This window comes from Leucobacter fengyongliangi, from assembly GCF_050971685.1.
Lineage (GTDB): Bacteria > Actinomycetota > Actinomycetes > Actinomycetales > Microbacteriaceae > Leucobacter.
On the sequence record NZ_JBPCEU010000004.1, the window covers coordinates 178,314 to 198,263 of the forward strand.

Consider the following 19,950-nt stretch of genomic DNA (forward strand, 5'->3'; position numbering starts at 1 on the left):
GAAAATCTGTCGCTGTTACGCAGACACGCAGAAGAGCGACAGAACCGGGAAAGGGCACGTGTTCACACGCATGGGGGCCACGCAGAGGGACAGTGCATTTGCTGCGCCCTTCGTCGCCTTTGCCCTTGCGACAATCGGGTACGGTATCTTCGGCCTGATCGCCTGGCCTCCGGATTCCTGGACCCTGGTGCTCACCCTGATCGCGGCCGTGAGCATCGCGGGATCCTTCCAGATGCACGTCGGCCGTGCTCCCGGCTTCCCGCTCGTCGGGATGGCCATCACAATGCTCGCGATCCCCCCGACTGAGCACTCTCCGCTCTTTGGCGTGTGCATCTGGGCGATAGGCCTGTTGGTCTCGCAGCTGGTTCTGCGTCGCGACGTGCTGCAGGCGTTCTATGTGACCGGACTCAACTCACTCGCCGCGTTCGCCTTCGTCGCGATTGAGAGTAGCCTGAGCGTCCTCGGTGTGTGGCGACCGTTCAGCTTCGTTCTTGCTTCCATCGGCTTCTACGCCATTTTCTTGCTCGGCGAATTCGCCCGCCAGTGGGTGCGCAACCGGCCTGCCCGAGGCTTCGGTCTCGCAACGCTCAGCCTCCCACGCGCTGGCGTCGTCGTGCTCATAGTTTCGGCATCTTCCACACTCATTCATGCCTTCGATACCACCGTGATCCCCTGGCTCGAGCAGGATGCCGGCGCGCGCCGCACTTCGTTCATCGTGTTGCTCGCCGCGCTAATTTTTTACGTCATCGGGCAGCGCATCCGCTATGCCGAAACCGAGCGCCGCCTGACTGGCATTCTCGACGCAGCGATCGAGCTCCCGCACGAAACCGGCGAAAGCCTCGCCGCCACGCTGCAGGATCGCGCACGGGCCATTGTGCAGACGAACCAGGTGACATTGCGCAGCACTGGCCCCGGTCCCGGCGAAATTGGCAGCGAGGTGAGCCTTGAACCCGGCACTACGCAGTATCTGGTCGTCGGGCGCAAAGTCGACGGCATGCCCTTCAGTCGTGACGACGCGCGCGCGATCAACACCCTCGCGAACATGGCAAGCGAGGCGGCGCGCGCGCAGAATGAGGTCATTTCGCTCGAGCGGCGCGCCAACACCGACACGCTGACCGGCCTCCCCAATTACGGCGCGTTCCAGCTCGCGCTTGACGACGCGAACGAGAATCGCCCGTATCACGACGGGGTAGGGCTGCTCTTCATCGACCTCGACAACTTCAAACATCTTAACGACACGTTCGGACACCCAGCCGGAGACGAACTCCTGCGCGTGGTTGCCGAACGGCTGCAGAGCGCGTCGGGCGGTGGCGATTTCGTCGCGCGGGTCGGTGGTGACGAGTTTGTGGTGATTCTCACCGGCAAGGTGTCTCTTGAGCAGGCAAAGGAAGATGCCGACCGCATCATCGAGGCCATCAGCCAGCCGCTGACGCTCGAGGGCAGCGACATGGTGCCGGTAGTCAGCGCCGGCCTTGCCTACTCCAGTCACCGCGAACTCTCCGCGCAGACCCTCGTCGAAGATGCCGACCGCACCATGCTGCAGGTCAAGCGCTCGCGCCGCAAGGGAGAAAAGGGAGACAGCAGCGTCGTCGGGATCTCCTCACACCGCTCCTCCCGCACCAACGACATCGTCGCACGCGCGATCCGCAGCAACCGGTTGTCGCTCGCATTCCAACCGATCGTCAGCATCGACGACGGCCAGATCTGGGCGTTCGAAGCACTCGTGCGCTACATCGACCCCGAGCTGGGCCCGATCTCCCCACCGTCGCTGGTCGCACGCGCGAAGAGCCTGGGTTTGCTGAATGAACTCACCATGCAGGTCGTCACCAAGGCACTCACCGCGGCTGACGAGTTCCAGAAGCTCGAGCCGAGCATCACGTGTATGACGGTCAACCTCGAACTGAACCAGATCAGCGACAACGAACTCGGGCCGTTCATCCGTGAGACCGCCAGCGCCCGACCCCACCTGTCGCTGTGTGTCGAACTGAACGAACGATCGATGCGCAGCCTCACGGACGGGCTCAGGCACGATGCCGAGAAGCTGCAGCAGGCTGGTGTGATCATCGCGCTCGACGACTATGGCTCGGATGATTCCTCAGTGGGGGCCCTGGTCCGCTCCCCCATGGACATCCTGAAGATTGACCGCAGCCTCATCGACGACCTCGGCGATCCGCGGCAGCGCGAGTTCATCAAGGCGCTTCAGGGCTTCGGCACCAACCTCAATCACCAGATGGTCGTCGAGGGGATCGAACACCCCGAAATGGTCGACATCATGACCGAGCTTGGAGTGCGCAACGCGCAAGGCTACTACTACGGTCGGCCACTCTCGTTTGCACTCACGATGGACCGCCTCAAGCGCCACGGCACACAGGCTGTCGTTACGTAAGGGGTGGATCGATCCACCGTTTGCGAACAGTGCGCAGGCGGCACGTCGGCCGCGACGCGCGGTTTAGGCCACGGTGTCGGCTTCAGACTGCGATTGCGGGGACACATCGATACCGGCACTCAGCCGCAAGATCGCGTCTTCCGGCTCAAAATCGGGATCTGGTTCAACGAAGGCGTCGACGACCCCGATGAAGGCGGTGGCCGCCACCGACCACACCTCGGTTCCGCTCGCGGTTGGTCGCTCGAAGTGCGCCTCGACCAGTGCGGGAACGGTCGATCGTACGATTCCCAGCCCCTCGATCACCGATGCGGCCGCGACCACCAGCGGGCCGTAGTCGCCGTTGTACTCCGCCTTCAGGCGGTACCCGATCGTGAGGAGAATATTGCGGTAGAAGCTCTCGATCGTCTCGACGAACGCCAACTCGCTCGCGCGCAGGGCATCGAGCACTCGAGCACGATTCGGGCCGTCGGGCCACGACATAATGGTGGTCGACAGCGCCGCGTAGGTGCGCCACTTGCTCGACGCGGTAACCACATCGAAGTTGTACTCGGCAACGGTGCGGATCACGTCGACCATCAAGTTGCGACGCCCTTCGAAGGAACGCAGGTCGTCGATCCGCATGCTCAGGTACTGCCAGGTGGTGACGAGCGACTCGGAGTCGGCACGATCGACGTGCGCTTGGTGCGCAAGCTCGCAGAACAGGTCGGTCAAAAACAGCTCCGGGGTAGGCCACACCTGAGTGAACTGCTTCAGCGAAACCCCTGAGTCACTCGCGAGCTGTTCGATTAGGTCGGAGCTGATGCCTAACGAAAGCCCGATCGTCTCCACATATTGAATGGCCCGATCGAGAACCCTGCCGCGCACTTCTTCAGGGTCCATTTGGATTCGCACCCGGCCACCTCGATTCCCTCTCGCAGCTGACGCGCGTCAGCCTCACAACGGTGTTAATCCCTAATCGTACCAACGGGGCACCAGCGCAGTGGCGAATTATCGAAGAAGCATCGCTTCATCGCGAGCGATCCCGATAGTGTTGAGCCGGAATAAGGCTTGCATGTCCTATCACCAACACCTTCAGACGCTCTCTGTGAGATGCTTCGCAGACACCAGAAAGACCCTGGCGTGACACACATAAACAGATCGGTTTCGAATCACGAAGTGATTCCCGTCATTGAGTCCGCGGTCTTCTCGGAGCAACCCAACGCGCGTCTGGCCAGTGGCCTCATCGCTGTGAACGGCCTGGCGTTGCCTGGCCTCGAAGCCGAATACCGGGCGCACTTTGACTTGCGCCGCAGAGTCTACGTCGACCAGACCGGCCAACTTTCCGAGAGTGATCTGCAGGAAGACGGCACCGACCGCGATGATTACGATGCTCGCTCCGTCACCTTTGCCGTCTTCGAGAACCATCGCACCGGCGTCCGCGTCGTCGGTGTGGCACGACTCATTCGGAGGGACCCGGGAAGCCACCTCCCGATCGAAGAGTTCTGCCCGGATGCATTTACGCTGGAATCATTGAGCGAGGGCTGCGTGGAAATGTCGCGCGTGATCGCCCGCCACGAGAATGCCGCGCTGCAAGACCTCCTGCAGTGGCACCTGTTCGCGGCGATGCTCGCCTACATCACCCAACACAACGTCCAGCGCACGTTCGCGATTATCGAGCCCTGGCTCGAACGACACCTCAATGGCGCGGTGAAGATCTCCCGCATCGGAGAGGTTCGCTACGTCGAACGCTACCTGGATTACAACGTCCCCGTCGAGGTCGACATCCCCACCTCAGCCAGGCTGATGAACGCCCGGAAGGATGGGTTCATTGACCAGTACCTCGCAGGAGGACCCGAGTTGTTGCTCTTCGATCGGGTGTCCACCGGTTCGCTGAGCGAGCGAATCGCCTGATGGCGCGCTCTATCTCCTCGCCCGAGTTCTCGCGCAACTACGGGTTCTGGAGCGAGGCCGAGCAGCAGGCGCTGCTCGACGCGCGAGTTGCGATCGCCGGCGTCGGCGGCGACGGGTTTCAGCTGGGCCTGAAGCTCGCTCGCATGGGGGTGCAGCGTTTCAGCATCGCCGACCCCGAGGTATTCGAGCCTGAGAACGTGAATCGCGTCGAAGGCGCTGCCAGCTCGACGTTCGGACGCAAGAAGGCGGAGGTCTTCGTCGACCGCGTACGCGACATCAATCCCGAGGTCAAGGTCGAGGTATTCCTCTCGGGGGTCACTCCCGACAACGTCGAGCCCTTCATGCACGGCGCATCGCTGGTGCTGGATGAGTCTGAGCTCACGAAGCCTGAGATCGGATCGCTGATCGCACGCCAGGCGCGGTCACAGGGTATTCCCGACCTGCTGGTGATGAACATCGGATTCGCGGCGCAGATCACCTCCTTCGCACCCAATTCCGCGTGGTCATTCGAACGCTTCATGGGGTTCCGCTCGGACACCCCACTCGATGAGATCGCAGAGGCCGGCGTCGATCTCTCTCGTTGCCTCCCGTACATTCCTCCGTACTCCGATCTTCGGTCGCTGCAGGCGGTGCAGGGTGAGGGCGGATCAGAGCCCGCGTCTCTGCCGTCGATCTCCAACGGGGTCGATATCGCCTCGGGGATCGGCAGCACGCAGGCCTTCCTGCACCTCACCGCGGGCGTCTCGAACCGGCGCCGCTCGCCAGTGTGGGCGCCGCGCGTGGTGGTTGCAGATGCATACACGCTGCGCACCCATCGCCTCCGTGCGGGGAGGGCAAGCCACGTGCGTCACCTGCTGGTCGCCGCTGCCCGACAGAAGCTGGGCCTGAATCCGCTCGGCGGGTACACCCTGGCAGACATCGCCCGCCGCCGCTCGGTCGCCGAACGGGTCTGAATTCCGGCGGAGTCGGTCGCTGCAAGGCTGCGCTCGTCAGCATTCCTGACACCAGTGAGCTCACGACGACGTAACTCGCGTAGCTGGACCCGGGTCGCGGCAACTCACGTCGGGGATCTGACCCCGGGCGGATGGATCCACCCCCAACCACCCGACCAGAGCCACATGTCCGACCTGAGTGCTGACGCGACCGTGCGGCCGCTAGATCGCGCGCCCGGGGGTCAGAATGCCCCGCGGATCAAGCGCGAGCTTGATCGCGCGCTGGGCGGCGAGCGCGCCCGCGTCAAGTTGCCACGGCAACTCGTGCCGCTTCACCGCGCCGATACCGTGCTCGCCACTGATGGTGCCGTCGAGTGACAGCGCGAGCCGGGTGATGTCGTCGAGCACGATTACCGCCACCCGGTAGCCCTCGGGCGTATCCGCCGCCTCCACGGTGGGGTGCAGGTTGCCATCTCCCGCGTGCGCGACCACCGACACTCGCCGCCCGTGCTGCTCGGCCACGCGCTCGATTCCCGCAAACATCTCGGCGAGCCGGCTCACCGGCACCCCAACATCACACGAGACTCGCAACCCCGCCGCCCGCAACGCTGGATTCGCGATGCGTCTCGCCTCAAGTAGCGACTCGTCGGCGAGGTCGGTCGCCTCGGTGGCGCCGTGCCGCGCGCAGATCTCGACCACCCGTCGGGCCGCGTGATCCGCCGCCTCACCCACGCACTGCCCGATCAGCACCGCAGCGCCCGGCACCTGGAGCCCCGACGGCTGGTACTGCTCGATCAGCCGCACGCTCTCCGCGTCGAGCAACTCGAGCACCTCGACCTGCACCGCGCTGCCCACGATCTCGGTCACCGCGTCGCCCGCCGCCCCAATCGCGTCGAAGCTCGCGCGGAACGTGCGCACCGGCCCCTCGGGCACCGACTTCAGACGCACCGTCGCCTGCGTGATCACCCCGAGCGTGCCCTCCGACCCGACAAACAGGCTGGTCAGGTCAAGGCCGACCACATTTTTCCGCGTGCGTGCTCCCGTGTGGATCACGGTGCCATCCGCCAACACCACCTCGAGCGCCGCCACCGCGTCGCGCGTCACCCCGTGCGCGATGCAGCGGAGCCCGCCGGCGTTCGTCGCGATGTTGCCCCCGACCGTCGAAGTGCGGGCGCTCGCCGGGTCTGGCGGGAAGAAGAGCCCGTGCTGCCGAGCCGCGTCGTCGAGCACCGCCGTGATCACGCCGGGCTGCACGTCGGCGAGGCGATCCGCTGGGTCGATGCTGATGATCTGGTTCATTTCGGCGAGCGAGAGGATCAGCCCGCCGTCGTACCCCGCGGCGCCCCCGGCGAGGCCCGTGCCCGCGCCCCGCACCGACACCGGCACCCCGTGCTCGTTCGCCCAGGCGAGCGTGGCCTGCACGTCTGCGGTGTCGCGTGCGGTGACGAGCGCCGCAGGGCTCCCCTCGGGCTCATAGCGGGAACTGTCGCGCGCCACGTTCGCGATCAGTGCGGGGTCGGTGGTGAGGCGTTCGCCGAGCGCCGCGCGCAGGGCGGCGAAGTCTGGGCCCGTTGTGGGGGTGCGGTGCTGCTGGTTGGCCTCGGTCATGCGCCCAGTTTATGGCGGGTCGCCCGCACCCGAATTTTCGGCTTCGGGCCGGGCGATGCCCAGGCGACGACGGTGGAATCGGTAACACGGCTGCGCCTCTGCGCCTCATTCGTGCAGTTGAGCCCAGACGAAAGTCCCGTGCCGAGTTGCGCTGATCCACCTCGACGCAAGACCATAGGGGTATGAGCCACACGGACACACCCTCAGCCCCCGCCAGCCCCACGACCGATGCCCCCGCGCACGCCGCACACGCGGCGGAGGTGACAGCGGCCGACAGCGTCGAACTGCCCGGCGCAGGTCAGCCGTACACCCTGTTCGCCGTGTTCCGCGTGAGCTCGTCGCACCCCGAGGTCTTCGACGGGCGCGACGTCGAGGGTGCCGTGCGCGAGATAGAAGACGTGGTGCGCGAAATCGAGGGCGTGAACGTGACCCTGCGCGGCTGGTACGACGTGAGCGGCATGCGCGCCGACGCCGACCTCATGGTCTGGCTGCACGGCGGGGCCGCAGAAGATCTGCAGTGGGCGCTGCGCCAGCTGCGGCGCACCGCGCTGCTCAAGCCACTCATTCGCGTGTGGGGCGCCGTCGGTGTGCATCGCGAGGCAGAGTTCAATCGGGCGCACGCCCCCGGCTACATGCGCGGCATTGACCCGAAGCAGTGGATGACCGTGTACCCCTTCGTGCGCTCACTCGAGTGGTACCTGCTTGACCCGGCCGAGCGAGGTCGCATGCTCGCCGAGCACGGGCGCGCCGGTGCCGCCTTCACCGGCGTGGTGGCCAATACCGTCTCGGCGTTTGCGCTCGGCGACTACGAGTGGTTGCTGCCCATGGAGGCAGACGAGCTGACCGATCTCGTCGACATGATGCGTGCGCTGCGTTCGGTCGACGCGCGCCGGCACGCCCGCGAAGAGATCCCGTTCTACACGGGGCGGCGGATCGAGCCCGTCGAAATTATCGAGGTGCTGCAGTAGGGGCTGCCCGCGCACTCGCGCACTCGCGTACCTCGCACCAAGACCGCGAGTTGACGACGGCGCACGCTTCAGCGGGTATGAACCCTGCGCGCTCGTCCATCTCACTTCTGTATTCCCTAGCCGTTACATTCTCAGAAGAACACCAACATACGAAGGAGTAACACATGGCAATCATCAGCCACCTTGCATCACTCGAAGACGCACAGAAGGCGATCGAGCCGCTGCAGCAGCCCATGGCGGATCCGCTCGGCGCAGTGATCGAGACGAAGACGTTCAACCTCTTCTCGACCGAGAACGGCAGCCTCCACACCGGCACGTGGGAGACCGCCACGGGGCTCTCGCGCTGGTCGTTCGACGAGGGCGGTGAGGTCATCTACGTGCTCGGTGGCAAGATGACCGTGACCCGCGATGGCGAAGAACCGCAGGAAATCGGTGCGGGCGACCTCGCGATCTTCCCACAGGGGTGGACGGGCACCTGGAACGTGACCGAGCCTCTCTCAAAGGTCTACGTCGTCTACAAGTAGGCTCCGCGGGCTCTCCACGACCGGTGACGGGTGGACGCTGGTGCAGGGTTCGGCAGCTCTGAATCCTGCGCGCACGTCCACCCGGCGCGAGACGGCGTGCGGATCAGCGACTCCCCCAGCACGGGTGGACGCTGGCGCACTCCGCCAGCTCGAGTGGACAGTTCCGCGAGGTTCGGCAGCTTCGAACCCTGCGCGCTCGTCCACCCGGCGCGAGACGGCGTGCGGATCAGTAACTCCCCCAGAACAGGTGGACGGTGGCGCGGGGTTCTGCGACGCCGAACCATGCGCGGCCGTCCACCCGAGGGCAGCGCGCAGCGCTCAGCGAGCCCCGCGCACGTAGAGAGTCGCAAGCGCGGGCGGCAGCGCCGACGACCGCGGAAACAACGTCAGCACCACCATCACCACCACGAATGGCAGCATACTGATCACGTCATTCGGGATCGTGACCGTCGTCAGCTGCAGCACCGTGCCCAGCGCCACGAGCAGCCCGTACACCAGCGAGATCAGCAGCACCCACGGCAGCCGCCCGCGGCCGAGCATCGCCACCACGATGGCAAGAAATCCGAGCCCGTGCGTCATGCCGGGAGTGAAGGTGCCCGCCGAGATCAGCGCGAGGTACGCCCCACCGAGGCCCGCGAGAGCCCCGCCGCACAGCACCGCCAGAGCACGCGTGAGCGTCACGTTGCCTCCCGCCGCGTCGAGCGCCGCCGGCATTTGGCCAGCCGCACGCAGTCGCAGCCCCCCGGTCGTGCGGGTGATCCACACCCAAATCAGCGCGAACAGCAGCAGCGAGACGGCGAAGATACCGGGCTGCGAAAACAGGCTCTCCCCCAGCACAGGCAGATCGCTGAGGAAGGGGATCCGCCACGGATCTGCGAGCCCCAGCCGCGGCTTCGAATCGCCGTAGCTGAAGTCGTACAGCACGCTGGTGAGCCCGGTGCCGGCGAGCGTGATGCCGAGACCCACGACGATCTGGTTCAGCCCCAGCAGCACCGAGAGCACCAGCATGATCACCGAAAGCGCGGCACCCGCGAGCGCCCCGACGAGAAACCCGAGCCAGAAGTTGCCGGTCAGAAGCGTCGCGACGAAGCCGAAGTACCCGCCGACCAGCAGCAGCCCCTCGACGCCGAGATTCAGCACCCCCGACTGCTCGCCGACGGTTTCTCCGATCGCTGCGAGCAGCAGCGGCATCGCGCTGGCGAGCGCCGCAAGCACGAATGCCGTGAGCATCGCCTCAGAAAACAGGTGGATCACGATGCGCCGCCCATCCGCTTCGCCCCCGCGAAGAGACCCGCCGGAAGGTAGCTCGTACCGAGGTCGCGCCGCGTGCCGATAAGTTCGATCACTGTCATGAAGAAGAGGATCAGCGCCACGATGATGAGCAAGAAGTCGACCGACAGCCCCACCTGCTGGGCGGCGATCGTGCCACCGGTGGCGAGCACCGCATAAAAGGCGACGAGCGGGATCGACCCGAGGGGGTTCAGCCGCGCGAGAAACACGAACGGCAGGATCTTGTCGCCGTAGGTGGGGTTGAAGCCCGTGCGCATGTAACCCCAGAGGCCCAACATGTCGATCGCGCCCGCGAGCGCGATCATGCCCGAGGAGAGCAGGAACACGACGACGATCAGGCGCTTCACGTTGATGCCCGCGTGCGTCGCGGCCTTCGGGCTCGCGCCGAGCACGTCGATCTTCAGACCGAATGCCGAGCGCGTCAGGATGACATGAAACACCAGCACAATGACGAGCGCGATGACGAAGCCGACGTGAATGCGGGTGCCCGGAATAAACGGCAGCATCAGCCCGAGATCGAGCACCCGCGTCTGCGGCACGGTGACCCCGGGGTCTTGGAACGGACCCTTCACGAGCAGGTTCGCGGCCCCGATGGCGATGAACGACATCATGAGGCTCGTCACAATCTCGTTCGTGCCGGCCTTCGCCTTCAGCCATGCGGGGAGGAAACCGATGGCCGCACCGACGGCGATCGCCATCGCGAGCAGCAGCAGCACCCCGGGCAGAAACGGCATGGCGTACAGGATCGTCGGTGCCGTGCCCGCCACCACCGCGGCCGCAAGTAGATAGGTACCGCCATAGCCCAGATTCCAGAGCTGAGCACGGAAGGCGATGATGAGGCCGAGCGCGATCAGCAGCAGCGGTGCCATCAGCGTGAGACTCTTCTGCCAGCCGGTGCCGCCGAGGCCGAGCTCGATGATGTCACCGTAGAACTGCAGGGGGTTGACACCCATCGCCCAGATGATGCCGCCCGCTGCGGCGAGCGCCAGCAGCACCGGCGCGATGGTGCGGATCAGCACCTGCAGGCCCGTGCTCAACTGACCGCTCAGGCGGTTGCGCGACTCGGCTGCCGGCTTGCCCGCGGGCTGCGGCAATGGCGGGTTCGCCGGTGAGTGGTTCACAGGTGACCCGCCCGATGCCCGACCATGAGCTCCCCCACGCGCTCGACCACGCGATCCCCGCCACACGGCACCTCGCCGACGAGCCGACCGCCAGACATCACCACGATGCGATCCGCGAGCGCGACCAGCTCGTCGAGGTCGGGGGAGATCACGAGGGCCGCCCCCCCGCCGCGGGCAAACTCCCGAATGGAGGCCCACACCTGCCGCACAGACTTCAGATCAAGCCCCGCGGTGGGCTTGTGAAAGACCACCGCGCGCGGGTCGTGGCTCAGCTCGCGCGCGAGCAGCAGCTTCTGAATATTGCCGCCCGAGAGCGTCCCCGCCCGAGTCTCTGCGGAGGGCGTGCGAATGTCAAACTCGGCGATCCGCGCGCGCGCCTCATCCCGCACCGCGGCCGCGTTCATCCGCCCCCACGTCCAGAACGGTCGCTCCCCGATCCGCTTCAGCACGAGATTCAACGCCACGCTCAGCGACCCGACGATGCCCTCGTGCAGCCGGTCGTCGGTCACATAGCGCACGCCGAGGCGCTGCCGCTGCTTCACCGTGAGGCGCGTAATGTCGCGCGAGTCGAGCACGATGCTACCGGCGGCGAGCGCGAGCTGGCCCGCGATCGCCTCCGCGAGATGCGCTTGCCCGTGGCCGTCGATGCCGGCGACCCCCACGATTTCTCCCTGGTGGATCGCGAGACTCACATCGGTCACCGGTGTCTCGCCCGATCGCGCCCGGGTGGTGATGCCGCTCAGCTGCAGGGCGACCGGGGCTGGGCTGCGCTCCGGTCGTCGAGCGATCCGCGGCGCCTCGAGCGAATCTGCGCCGGCGCGGATCGGTGTCTCCGACGAACCGACCTGCCGGTCGGTGTCTCGCATCACGGCCGCCTTGGCGCCTTCGGGATCCGCACCGAACATCGACTCCAGGATGCGCGACTTCAGCTGCCCCGGGTCGAGCGATCGCATCTCGGCGGGCGCGATCCGCCCGGAAACTCTGCCCACGCGCAGCACCGTGACCGCGTCGCCCACCGCGAGCGCCTCGTGCAGCTTGTGGGTGACGAACACCACCGCCAGACCCTGCGCCTTCAGGCGATTCACGCTCGCGAACAGGTGCTCGACCGCCCGCGGAGTCAGCATGGAGGTTGGCTCATCAAGAATGAGCACCCGCGAGCCGTGCCACATCGCCCGCGCGATCTCGACCTGCTGCTGCTGCCCGAGGCCCAGATCGCCCGCGGCCATGTCGGGGTCGATCTCGGCCCCCAGCAGGCCCGCGAGCTCGGCGAGCCGGGCCCGCGCGCCGGAGCGGTCAAGCCAGAAGCCCCCGCCGCCACCGGCACCGCCACCACCGCCGCCACGAACACCACCGCCAGCGCCGCCACCGGCACCGCCACCACCGCCGCCGCTGAGCAACAGGTTTTCGAGCACGGTCATCGAGGGAATCAGCGCGGAGTGCTGATAGACCACGCCGATGCCGTGCGCCAACGAAACCGCGGGCGAGCTGAGCTGAACGGGGCACCCGTCAATCTCGATGGTGCCCGCGTCGGGCTGCTGCAGTCCGGCCAACATGCCAATCAGGGTCGACTTTCCCGCGCCGTTCTCACCGAGCAGGCAGTGCACCTGGCCGGGCGCGATGTCGAGCGAAATCGAGTCGCAGGCAACGATCCCGGGAAACGACTTCGTGATCGCGGTCAGCCGAATCATCGACCCGACTACTGCCCTCTGGCGTCGATGATCGCTTGCACGGCGGCCAGATCGGTGGTGCGCGTCACCTGCACGCTGCCGTCGATGATGCCCGCGGTCGCCGCGTCGACGGCGGCCGCCACGTCACCCGTCAGTGCCGGGCTGTCAAGCAGCGACAGTCCGCCGTTGGCAACGTTCAGCTCGTAGGTGCGCGTGCCGAATGTGCCGGCCTCGACATCCTTGATCGCCGCCACGTACGCGTCGGTGAAGTTCCAGATCACCGAGGTAAGCACCATCTCCGGGTCGTCCACGATCTCGGTGACATCACCGATGGTCGCGATATAGCGGATCGGGTAGGGGGTGCCGGCGGTCTCGATGGCCTGCAGGTACCCGATGGTCGCGCCGTCGCCCATGCCGAAGATCACGTCGGCACCCGCGGCGATCACCTGGGTGGTGACAACCCGGCCGCCGGCCGAGTCGCCGTAGGCCGCGGGCCCCACGTAGGCGATGACGATGTTGATTGCGGGATCCACACTGTACACACCCTGGGCGAAGCCGCCGGCCATCAGAAACCAGTTCAGGTCTTCGGCCGAGGCGACGATGCCCACCGTCTTCGTCGTGGTCGACTTTGCCGCGGCCACCCCGGCGAGGTACGCGCCCTGCTGCCCCTGGGTGATCACCGTGGCGACCCTGCCGGGTTCGTTCTTCTCGAAGTCGACCACCAGGGTGGGCACCCCGGTCTGCAGGCCGACGCGGTGACCGGCGGCGTTAAACCCGCTGGCGTGGGCGATGATGAGGTCGTTGCCAGCCTCCGCGACCTGGGTGAGGATCGTCTCGGTGTTGTCGTAGCCCACGTTCGAGTTGTCGTCGAGCGTGATGCCCAGCTCATCCGCAGCCGCCTGCGCGGCCCAGATGCCCTGCTGGTTCCAGCCGTAGTCCGATTCCTTTTCCGGGGTGACGATGGCGAATTGCTCGACCTTGGTGCCAGCGGTTGCCGCGCCGTCGCCTCCGCCCGCCTCACCCGCGCCGGTATCCCGCCCCGAGCAGCCGGCGGTGAGGAGCAGGGCCGCGGCGACCGCGACCGCGGCTCCGATGCGTAACCCGCTCTTCGCGGTGTGTGCCAGGCTCATGCGTCTTCCTCCAGGTGTCGCCGCGGCAGTGGGGGGCTCGGATCGAGGCTCGGCAATGTGCAGGCCCGCCCGAATCTCGCCCGCCTGCGCGAGTGTCTCGGTGTGTACTCATAAGCATGCCACTGACACGGGGCGTGACCTGCAATTACGACGCCCGATAACCCGTCTGATCTTCATATCTGGGCATCTCGCTGTAATACGCCCAGGGGTAGCAATACTCCGTCACTGGATCTTCCGTGACCTTGCCGATGCAGATCATGTCGCGATATCGCTCGGTGTCGGCCTCTGCAAAGTGCAGCCGGCAGAGCACGCGGAATGTCTCGGCATCGAGCATGTTCGCCGAGGGGTTCCAGCACTCTGTCGCGGTGACCGCGCCCGTGTGTGCGTCTGCCCCCGTGCCCGGGATACCCGAGTCGCGCGGGGCAATCTCGGCGAGCTGCGCGATGATGCGCGCGTCTTCCCCCTGCGCCAGCTCGGCGTCCCCCGCCTCAGGCCCCGCCGCGCACCCCGGCACGCTGAGCAGCGCGAGAAGCGCGAGCAGCGCGAGCGCCGCAGTCGGGCTGCGCACCACTCCCCGCCAGGTAGGGCGCAAGTGGTTGCTTGAGCACGCAGGAAGCAGCCACTCACGCCCTACCACGAGGCAACCAGAGCAAGCACGGGCACCGAGGAGATCAGCATGAGAGTCAGCGCGCCGCGATCCACGTCTCGAGCTCGTCAGCTGTCAGCGGCCCGCTGAAGTAGAAACCCTGCGCGTAATCCGCGCGGTGGGCGCGCAAGAATTCGATGTGGGCCTCCGTTTCGGCCCCCTCCGCGACGGTCTCGAGCCCCAGGTTGTGCGCCAGCGTGATGATGGTCGCCACGAGGTCGCGATCGGCCTGATTCGTCGCCATATCCTCAAGAAACGAGCGGTCGATTTTCAGGTAGTCGATCGGGTACTTTTTCAGGTACTGCAACGAGCTATAGCCGGTGCCGAAATCGTCAAGCGCGACCTTCACCCCGAGCTTCTTCAGCTCGTGCAGCTGCGCCACCACGAGGTCAGCGTTCGAGGCGATCGACTCGGTGATCTCAAGCACGAGTTGGGCGGGATCCACCTCATATTTCGCGAGGGTGCGCTGCAGCATCTCGAGAAATCCGTCGTGATAAAACTGGTGGATCGAGATATTCACCGAGACCCGGAGCCGCCCGAGCCCCCGGGCGCGCCAATCGGCCAACTGTGCGCACGCCGCATCGAGCACCCAGGTGCCGAGTTCGACGATGAGGCCACTCTCTTCCGCGATCGGAATAAAATCCTCCGGGGTGATCGAACCCAGTCGCGGGTTGTCCCACCGCAGCAGGGCCTCGACCCCGTGCAGCGCTCCCGATTCGAGATTGACCTGGGGCTGATACATCACCGAGACTTCGCCCCCGCGCAGCGCCCCGCGCAACTCGATCTCGAGCTGCAGCAGCTGATCTTCGCCCTCGCGCGCGATCGTGCGATGCAGGGCGAAGGTGTTTCGACCGTGCTGCTTCGCGAAGTACATCGCGTTGTCGGCTTTTCTGAAGATCGTGTCGATCACGTCTCCATCTTCGGGGGATGTCGCGATGCCAATGCTTGCCGACATCACCACCTCGTGGTCTTTGATGACGAACGATTCCTCGAACAGCTCTTGCAACTGCTCGGCGAAACGCAGCACCTCCGCCTCGTCTGGTGACTGCAGCACCGCGACGAGCTCGTCCCCTCCGTAGCGGAAGAGCGTCGCGCCCGGCGGCAGGTGCGCCGCGAGCCGCTTCGTCACCGACTTGAGCAGGAGGTCGCCGGTCTCGTGACCCCAGCTGTCATTCACGGATTTGAAACGGTCGAGATCCACCACCATGAGAGCGAAGGGACGCTTCGCAGCCAACAACTCTTCGAGCTGGCGGTGCATCGAGCGCTGGTTCGGGAGGCCCGTGAGGTAGTCGTGATAGGCCATCTCGTTCAGCGCCGACTCGAGCTTCTTGCGCTGGGTGATGTCTTTTCCGATGCAGTGGATACCCTGCAACTCGCCGTCGACCATGATCGGGATCACGGTGATGTGCAGGTCGACCACGTTGCCGGAGCAATGGAACATCGCCGTCTCGTACTGCACTGGGCCGCCCTGCTTCACCCGCATGAACTGCTCGATCGTGTACTCACGCATCTCGGGCACGATGAAGGGCAGGAACGGCTGGCCGATGAGTTCGTCGGCAACGTATCCCATCATCACCTCGGTGGCGTGGTTCATCGCCACAAAGCGCCCCTCGACGTCGTAGGTGAGCACCGCGTCGACGTTGTCGTCAAACAGTGCGCGATACCGCTGCTCGCTGGCCAGCAGCTGACGCTCCACCTCCTTGCGACGACTGATGTCGCGCGCGACCCCAAAGGCCCCGACGATCTCAGCGTCTTCTTTCACCGGGATCGCGAGAATCTCGAACTCGATCGGCACGCCCTCGATATCGATCAAGCGCACCTCGAAGCGCTCAACCTGACCGCTGAGCACCTGCGCGAACCGCTGCTCAACGAGCTCTCGATCTTCCTGGAACACCAGGTCAAGATACGTCATGTGCCGCAGTTGCTCCGTGGTGTAGCGCAGGATTGGCCCCCCCGCGGATGAGATTTCAAACACCCGGCCCGTGGGGTCGATGAAGTAGTTCAGGTCGGGGCTGTGCTCGAAGAGCGCCTGGAGGCGACCCCGCAAGTGTGCAAGCTCTGCCTTCAGCTGTTTCTTTTTTTGCATCGTGCACCGTTCGGTTGACGCTCTACCAACAGTCACCTGATTTTATGGCAGTTTCGGCGCCGCGCGCGCATCTGGGCGAAGAGAGTCGGGTGAGTGGCGGTTTCCGATTCGTTCGCAGCATTTCGGTGACTCGCTGTGTCGGGTGATTCTGAGGGTGAACATAGCCTCGACGACGCATTTCCGGGTGGATCACGCTGGTCCGCTCGGTACCGTGTGGGATGCGGGCCTCACCGCCGTACCCCCATACAGGCTGTGAGGCCCGACCCCCTTGGGGTGCGGGCTCTTCGGGCACGGGTGATTCGGCCGAGACGCTGAGCGCCGTACTCAGCGCATCGGGGGCGTGCGCGATCCACTGGCTAAACCGCGGCGCACAGCAACCAGCAGCAGCACGCCCAGTGCGGTGCCGAGCGTGTTGGCGAGCACGTCTGCGGGGGAACTCACCCGGCCCGGGATGACCTGCTGGGCCAGTTCGATCAGCACGGAGATCGCCGCGCCGAGGCACACAGTGCCGAAGAGCGTCGCTCCCTCTATGCCTCGCGTCGCAGGGCTCGCCGGTCGCGCGAGAGCGATCGGCAGGAGCACACCGAGGGGTACGAACAGTGCGACGTTTGCGCCGAATTCCAGAGTCATGAAGGCGAATTGATACGGGATGCCAGCGCGCGAGGCAATCCCGGCGAGGGTCTCGACCAGGCCAAGAACTTGATGGCCCTCGGACGGGAGCAGCACAATCAGCGCGAGCGCGACACCGAACGCCCCGAGAAGCGCACGGGCGATCCAGGTTGTGGCGGTGGGGCGGGCCGCGGTTCTGGTGGTCGTCACTCCCACAAGTATGCCGTGTTGCCCAGGCATCGCGGCGCTACCCGGCCGCACGCCTAAGCTGCGGAGAGGTCGACCGCTCCTCGGTCGATGAGCTGCTGCTGTGTCTCAGCATCGAGCTGGGCGTGCACCAAGATGGGCAGGTGATCGCTCGTGCCACGATCGAGCGTGCGCACGCTCTCGATATTCATCCCTGACGAGGTGGCGAAGTCGAAGTGCCCACGAAACATCTTGTAGCGCGTATAGGTTCGTTTGTCGCTCAGCGTCAAGTCATATCCCGCTTCGCGCATATTGCGATCGAGTTTGTTCTGGAACACCGGGTAGTTGTAATCGCCCACCATGAGGGCGGGCAGCCCCGGACCGAGCACGCGCAACTCGGCCAGTGCCGCGTGAATCTGGTGCCGGCGCAGCGAGTTGAGCGCGGTGAGCGGTGCCGCGTGAAACGAGGCAGCGACGAGGTCGCGCCCGGTCTCGCGGTCGTGCAGGCGCGCGCCGAGCAGCCGCTCGTGCGCTGGCGCGAGCACCCGATCGTGCAGCGATTTCTTCAGCCGAAATGTGTGCGCCGCGCGCACGGCAAAGCGTTCCTCGCGCACGTACATGGCAAGTCCAAGGCGATTGTTCTCGGTCGCATGCACGAGGCGCATATGCCCGAGGTGCGAGGGAAGCGCGATCGAATCCGCCTCCTGGAGGCAGAGAATGTCGACTTCGTGCTGGTTAGCCAACTCGCCGATCTCGCCGACCGCACGGTTTTTCCTCAGGTTGTAGCTGACGGTTTTCACGCCTCACCTTTCGAACTCGGAGCGTACTTTGCGCCCCGTCTTCCAGCCTACGCCCGCGGTCTGTGGTGCGGGTGGGGGTTCAACAACCTTTCATCTGATGCATAGCTTTCACCCGGTGGATCGCGGCCTACCCGAGTGCCTCAGCGATCGCGGCGCGAATGGACTCGTCTTGCGGTTCGGTCGTGGAGCGGAACCGCACGATCTTCGGCTCGGAACCATCGGCCGGATCGGCGCTCACGACGAACTTCTCGAAGTTCCATGCCACGGGGCCTCCCACGCCCATCGGGTCTTTGCCGTGCTTGAGTTCCTTGAACAGCGGTGCTGCGTTCTTGCCATTCACCTTTGCCTTCTCAAGAAGCGGGAAGGTCACGCCGTAGTTGACTTGGCAGAACTCCCCGATCTCCGCTGCTGTACCCGGCTCCTGCCTCATGAACTGATTACACGGCAGACCTACCACCGTGAGTCCCTGCGGACCGAACTCCTGGTGCAGTTCCTCAAGCCCGCTGTACTGGGGCGTGAACCCGCACTTCGAGGCCACGTTGACCACGAGTGCGGCACCGGGCGCGATGTCGCCAAAGCGACGAACGGTGCCATCTGGCAGGGTGACTTCAAGGTCTCGGATCGACATGGAATGCTCCTTCGGTAATGAACCACAGACGACAGGCTCGCTTATCAATTATCTAGCTTAGCTAGCTAGTTACACAACCGGCCGACGTGCCTCACCTAATATGCCCGCGAAACACTTCCGGTGCATCACGTAAAAATGCCCGCGAAACGGAATCATCAGTTTCATGGGAAGTGGGCTATCAATGCGTGCCAGACACGAGATCACACGAAAGTTCGCGAAGCAGTATGCCGCAGCGGCCAAGAAGGAGAAGAGCCGTCTCCTTGACGAGGTATGCGCGATCACGGGCTGGTCCAGAGACAACGCGCGCAGACAGTTACAAGCTGCGCTGAAACCGCGTCGGGTAGGGGCCCGGCAACGTAAGCCGCGCCCGCTGAAGTACTCACATGACGCGTTGAAAGTGCTGCAGAAAGTGTGGGCGTTCGCGGGCGGGATCAGCGGGAAATACTTGGCCGCGTCAATGGAACTCCAACTCATGCTGCTGGAAGCGCACGGCGAACTGGTCCCAGGCCGGGGCAGGTACAGTCACCACGTCGCGGACGAGTTGCTGGCAATGTCACCGGCCACGATCGACCGCTACCTCGCCCCAGCCCGCGCGAGGGACCCACTCCGCGGGATCGCCACCACCACGCCAGGCCCGCTGCTGCGGAACTCGATCACGATCAGGAAAGCCGGTGACGAGATCGAGGCCGTACCCGGGTTCTTCGAGGGCGACACCGTCGCACACTGCGGGCCCGTCTTGAAGGGTGAGTTCTGTCGCAGTGTTGATCTCACCGACATGCACACCGGTTGGACGTACACGCGCTCGATCCGGAACAACGCACACCTGCACATTCGTGACGCCCTCGACCGATTCATCAGCGAAGTGCCGTTCGAGGTGACCGGGGTGGATTTTGATAACGGGTCCGAGTTCATCAACTACGACGTCATCGGTTGGGCTGCAGAACTTGACATCTACTTCACGAGGTCCCGGCCGTACAAGAAGAATGATCAGGCCACGATCGAGTCGAAAAACAATCAGATCGTGCGCCGGTACGCGTTCTACTGGAGGTACGACACCGCGCCTCTGCTGAAGCTATTGAACGAGTTATGGCCGCTGGTGAACGATCGCCATAATTTCCTCACCCCCACGAAGAAACCCATCGGTTGGGCGACCGATCAAAGGGGGCGCCGTAAACGTGTCTACGATGAGCTCGCGACACCATTCGACCGGCTCCAGCGTTCCGGTGTGCTCAGCGCCGAGAAGACCGCCGAGTTGACCGGGTACCGTGACAGCTTGAACCCGGCCCACATCGCTCGCGAGATCGACCGAATCCAGCAGCGCCTCACCTACCTCGCGGCCGAGAAGACTCGCACGCTCGAAGCGATCGAACTCGCGAAAGCACCAAACGCGGCAGCCGGGGTCAAGCCGGCCCGCGCGAGCAGGAAACAGGCAAGCTAAGCTCGAGAATTACGCGGGCATTCTTATGTGAGTCACCGGTG

General features: G+C 65.1%; 17 protein-coding genes. 6 read left to right on the forward strand and 11 right to left on the reverse strand.

The window, feature by feature from the left end; all coding sequences use genetic code 11:
* Positions 1 to 58: 58 nt before the first annotated feature.
* A complete protein-coding gene (locus tag ACR0R4_RS04785; RefSeq protein ID WP_433646221.1) occupies positions 59 to 2,386 on the forward strand; it encodes a putative bifunctional diguanylate cyclase/phosphodiesterase in 2,328 nt (775 codons plus the stop codon).
* Between the two features lie 63 nt (positions 2,387 to 2,449).
* Here ACR0R4_RS04785 and ACR0R4_RS04790 read toward each other — a convergent pair whose 3' ends face one another.
* A complete protein-coding gene (locus tag ACR0R4_RS04790) occupies positions 2,450 to 3,250 on the reverse strand; it encodes a hypothetical protein (protein WP_433646222.1) in 801 nt (266 codons plus the stop codon).
* A 291-nt stretch (positions 3,251 to 3,541) separates the two neighbouring features.
* Here ACR0R4_RS04790 and ACR0R4_RS04795 point away from each other — a divergent pair, with 291 nt between their 5' ends.
* Both ACR0R4_RS04795 and ACR0R4_RS04800 read left to right on the forward strand, forming a co-directional pair.
* On the forward strand, positions 3,542 to 4,276 hold the full coding sequence (locus tag ACR0R4_RS04795; protein WP_433646223.1) for a GNAT family N-acyltransferase: 735 nt from the start codon (positions 3,542 to 3,544) through the stop codon (positions 4,274 to 4,276).
* Positions 4,276 to 5,229 carry a ThiF family adenylyltransferase gene (locus ACR0R4_RS04800; protein WP_433646224.1) on the forward strand — a complete coding sequence of 318 codons (954 nt, stop codon included), beginning with the start codon at positions 4,276 to 4,278 and terminating at the stop codon, positions 5,227 to 5,229. Before ACR0R4_RS04795 ends, ACR0R4_RS04800 begins: the two co-directional genes overlap by 1 nt.
* 201 nt (positions 5,230 to 5,430) lie before the next feature.
* Here the strand turns inward: ACR0R4_RS04800 and ACR0R4_RS04805 are convergent, their stop codons facing one another.
* Positions 5,431 to 6,816, reverse strand: coding sequence for an FAD-binding oxidoreductase (locus ACR0R4_RS04805; protein WP_433646225.1), 1,386 nt, complete (start codon positions 6,814 to 6,816; stop codon positions 5,431 to 5,433).
* Positions 6,817 to 6,998: 182 nt separating this feature from the next.
* Here ACR0R4_RS04805 and hemQ point away from each other — a divergent pair, with 182 nt between their 5' ends.
* Together hemQ and ACR0R4_RS04815 are read left to right on the forward strand one after the other, a co-directional pair.
* On the forward strand, positions 6,999 to 7,784 hold the full coding sequence (hemQ, locus tag ACR0R4_RS04810) for a hydrogen peroxide-dependent heme synthase (RefSeq protein ID WP_433646227.1): 786 nt from the start codon (positions 6,999 to 7,001) through the stop codon (positions 7,782 to 7,784).
* A gap of 164 nt (positions 7,785 to 7,948) precedes the next feature.
* On the forward strand, positions 7,949 to 8,308 hold the full coding sequence (locus ACR0R4_RS04815) for a cupin domain-containing protein (protein WP_433646228.1): 360 nt from the start codon (positions 7,949 to 7,951) through the stop codon (positions 8,306 to 8,308).
* 318 nt (positions 8,309 to 8,626) lie between these two features.
* On the opposite strand, the gene ACR0R4_RS04820 is transcribed toward ACR0R4_RS04815, so the two are convergent.
* The 9 genes from ACR0R4_RS04820 to ACR0R4_RS04860 all read right to left on the reverse strand — a co-directional run bounded on the left by ACR0R4_RS04820 (position 8,627) and on the right by ACR0R4_RS04860 (position 18,471).
* Entirely contained in the window at positions 8,627 to 9,562 is a 936-nt protein-coding gene (locus ACR0R4_RS04820; protein ID WP_433646229.1) for an ABC transporter permease, read from the reverse strand.
* Entirely contained in the window at positions 9,559 to 10,719 is a 1,161-nt protein-coding gene (locus ACR0R4_RS04825) for a putative B6 ABC transporter permease subunit 2 (protein ID WP_433646231.1), read from the reverse strand. Before ACR0R4_RS04825 ends, ACR0R4_RS04820 begins: the two co-directional genes overlap by 4 nt.
* Entirely contained in the window at positions 10,716 to 12,407 is a 1,692-nt protein-coding gene (locus ACR0R4_RS04830; protein WP_433646232.1) for an ABC transporter ATP-binding protein, read from the reverse strand. Before ACR0R4_RS04830 ends, ACR0R4_RS04825 begins: the two co-directional genes overlap by 4 nt.
* 8 nt (positions 12,408 to 12,415) lie before the next feature.
* On the reverse strand, positions 12,416 to 13,516 hold the full coding sequence (locus ACR0R4_RS04835) for a putative B6 ABC transporter substrate-binding protein (RefSeq protein WP_433646233.1): 1,101 nt from the start codon (positions 13,514 to 13,516) through the stop codon (positions 12,416 to 12,418).
* Between the two features lie 145 nt (positions 13,517 to 13,661).
* Positions 13,662 to 14,084 carry a hypothetical protein gene (locus tag ACR0R4_RS04840; RefSeq protein ID WP_433646234.1) on the reverse strand — a complete coding sequence of 141 codons (423 nt, stop codon included), beginning with the start codon at positions 14,082 to 14,084 and terminating at the stop codon, positions 13,662 to 13,664.
* Positions 14,085 to 14,199: 115 nt separating this feature from the next.
* Positions 14,200 to 16,248: a putative bifunctional diguanylate cyclase/phosphodiesterase gene (locus ACR0R4_RS04845; RefSeq protein WP_433646235.1), complete on the reverse strand. Its 2,049-nt coding sequence runs from the start codon at positions 16,246 to 16,248 to the stop codon at positions 14,200 to 14,202.
* 324 nt (positions 16,249 to 16,572) lie between these two features.
* Positions 16,573 to 17,067: a VanZ family protein gene (locus ACR0R4_RS04850; protein ID WP_433646236.1), complete on the reverse strand. Its 495-nt coding sequence runs from the start codon at positions 17,065 to 17,067 to the stop codon at positions 16,573 to 16,575.
* 53 nt (positions 17,068 to 17,120) lie between these two features.
* Positions 17,121 to 17,843 (reverse strand): endonuclease/exonuclease/phosphatase family protein, encoded by a 723-nt coding sequence (locus ACR0R4_RS04855; protein ID WP_433646237.1) that lies wholly within the window; start codon positions 17,841 to 17,843, stop codon positions 17,121 to 17,123.
* A gap of 127 nt (positions 17,844 to 17,970) precedes the next feature.
* Positions 17,971 to 18,471, reverse strand: a complete 501-nt coding sequence (locus ACR0R4_RS04860) for a glutathione peroxidase (RefSeq protein WP_433646238.1) — start codon at positions 18,469 to 18,471, stop codon at positions 17,971 to 17,973.
* A 181-nt stretch (positions 18,472 to 18,652) separates the two neighbouring features.
* On the opposite strand from ACR0R4_RS04860, the gene ACR0R4_RS04865 reads away from it, so the two are divergent.
* On the forward strand, positions 18,653 to 19,909 hold the full coding sequence (locus ACR0R4_RS04865; RefSeq protein ID WP_433645266.1) for an integrase catalytic domain-containing protein: 1,257 nt from the start codon (positions 18,653 to 18,655) through the stop codon (positions 19,907 to 19,909).
* Positions 19,910 to 19,950 lie beyond the last annotated feature (41 nt).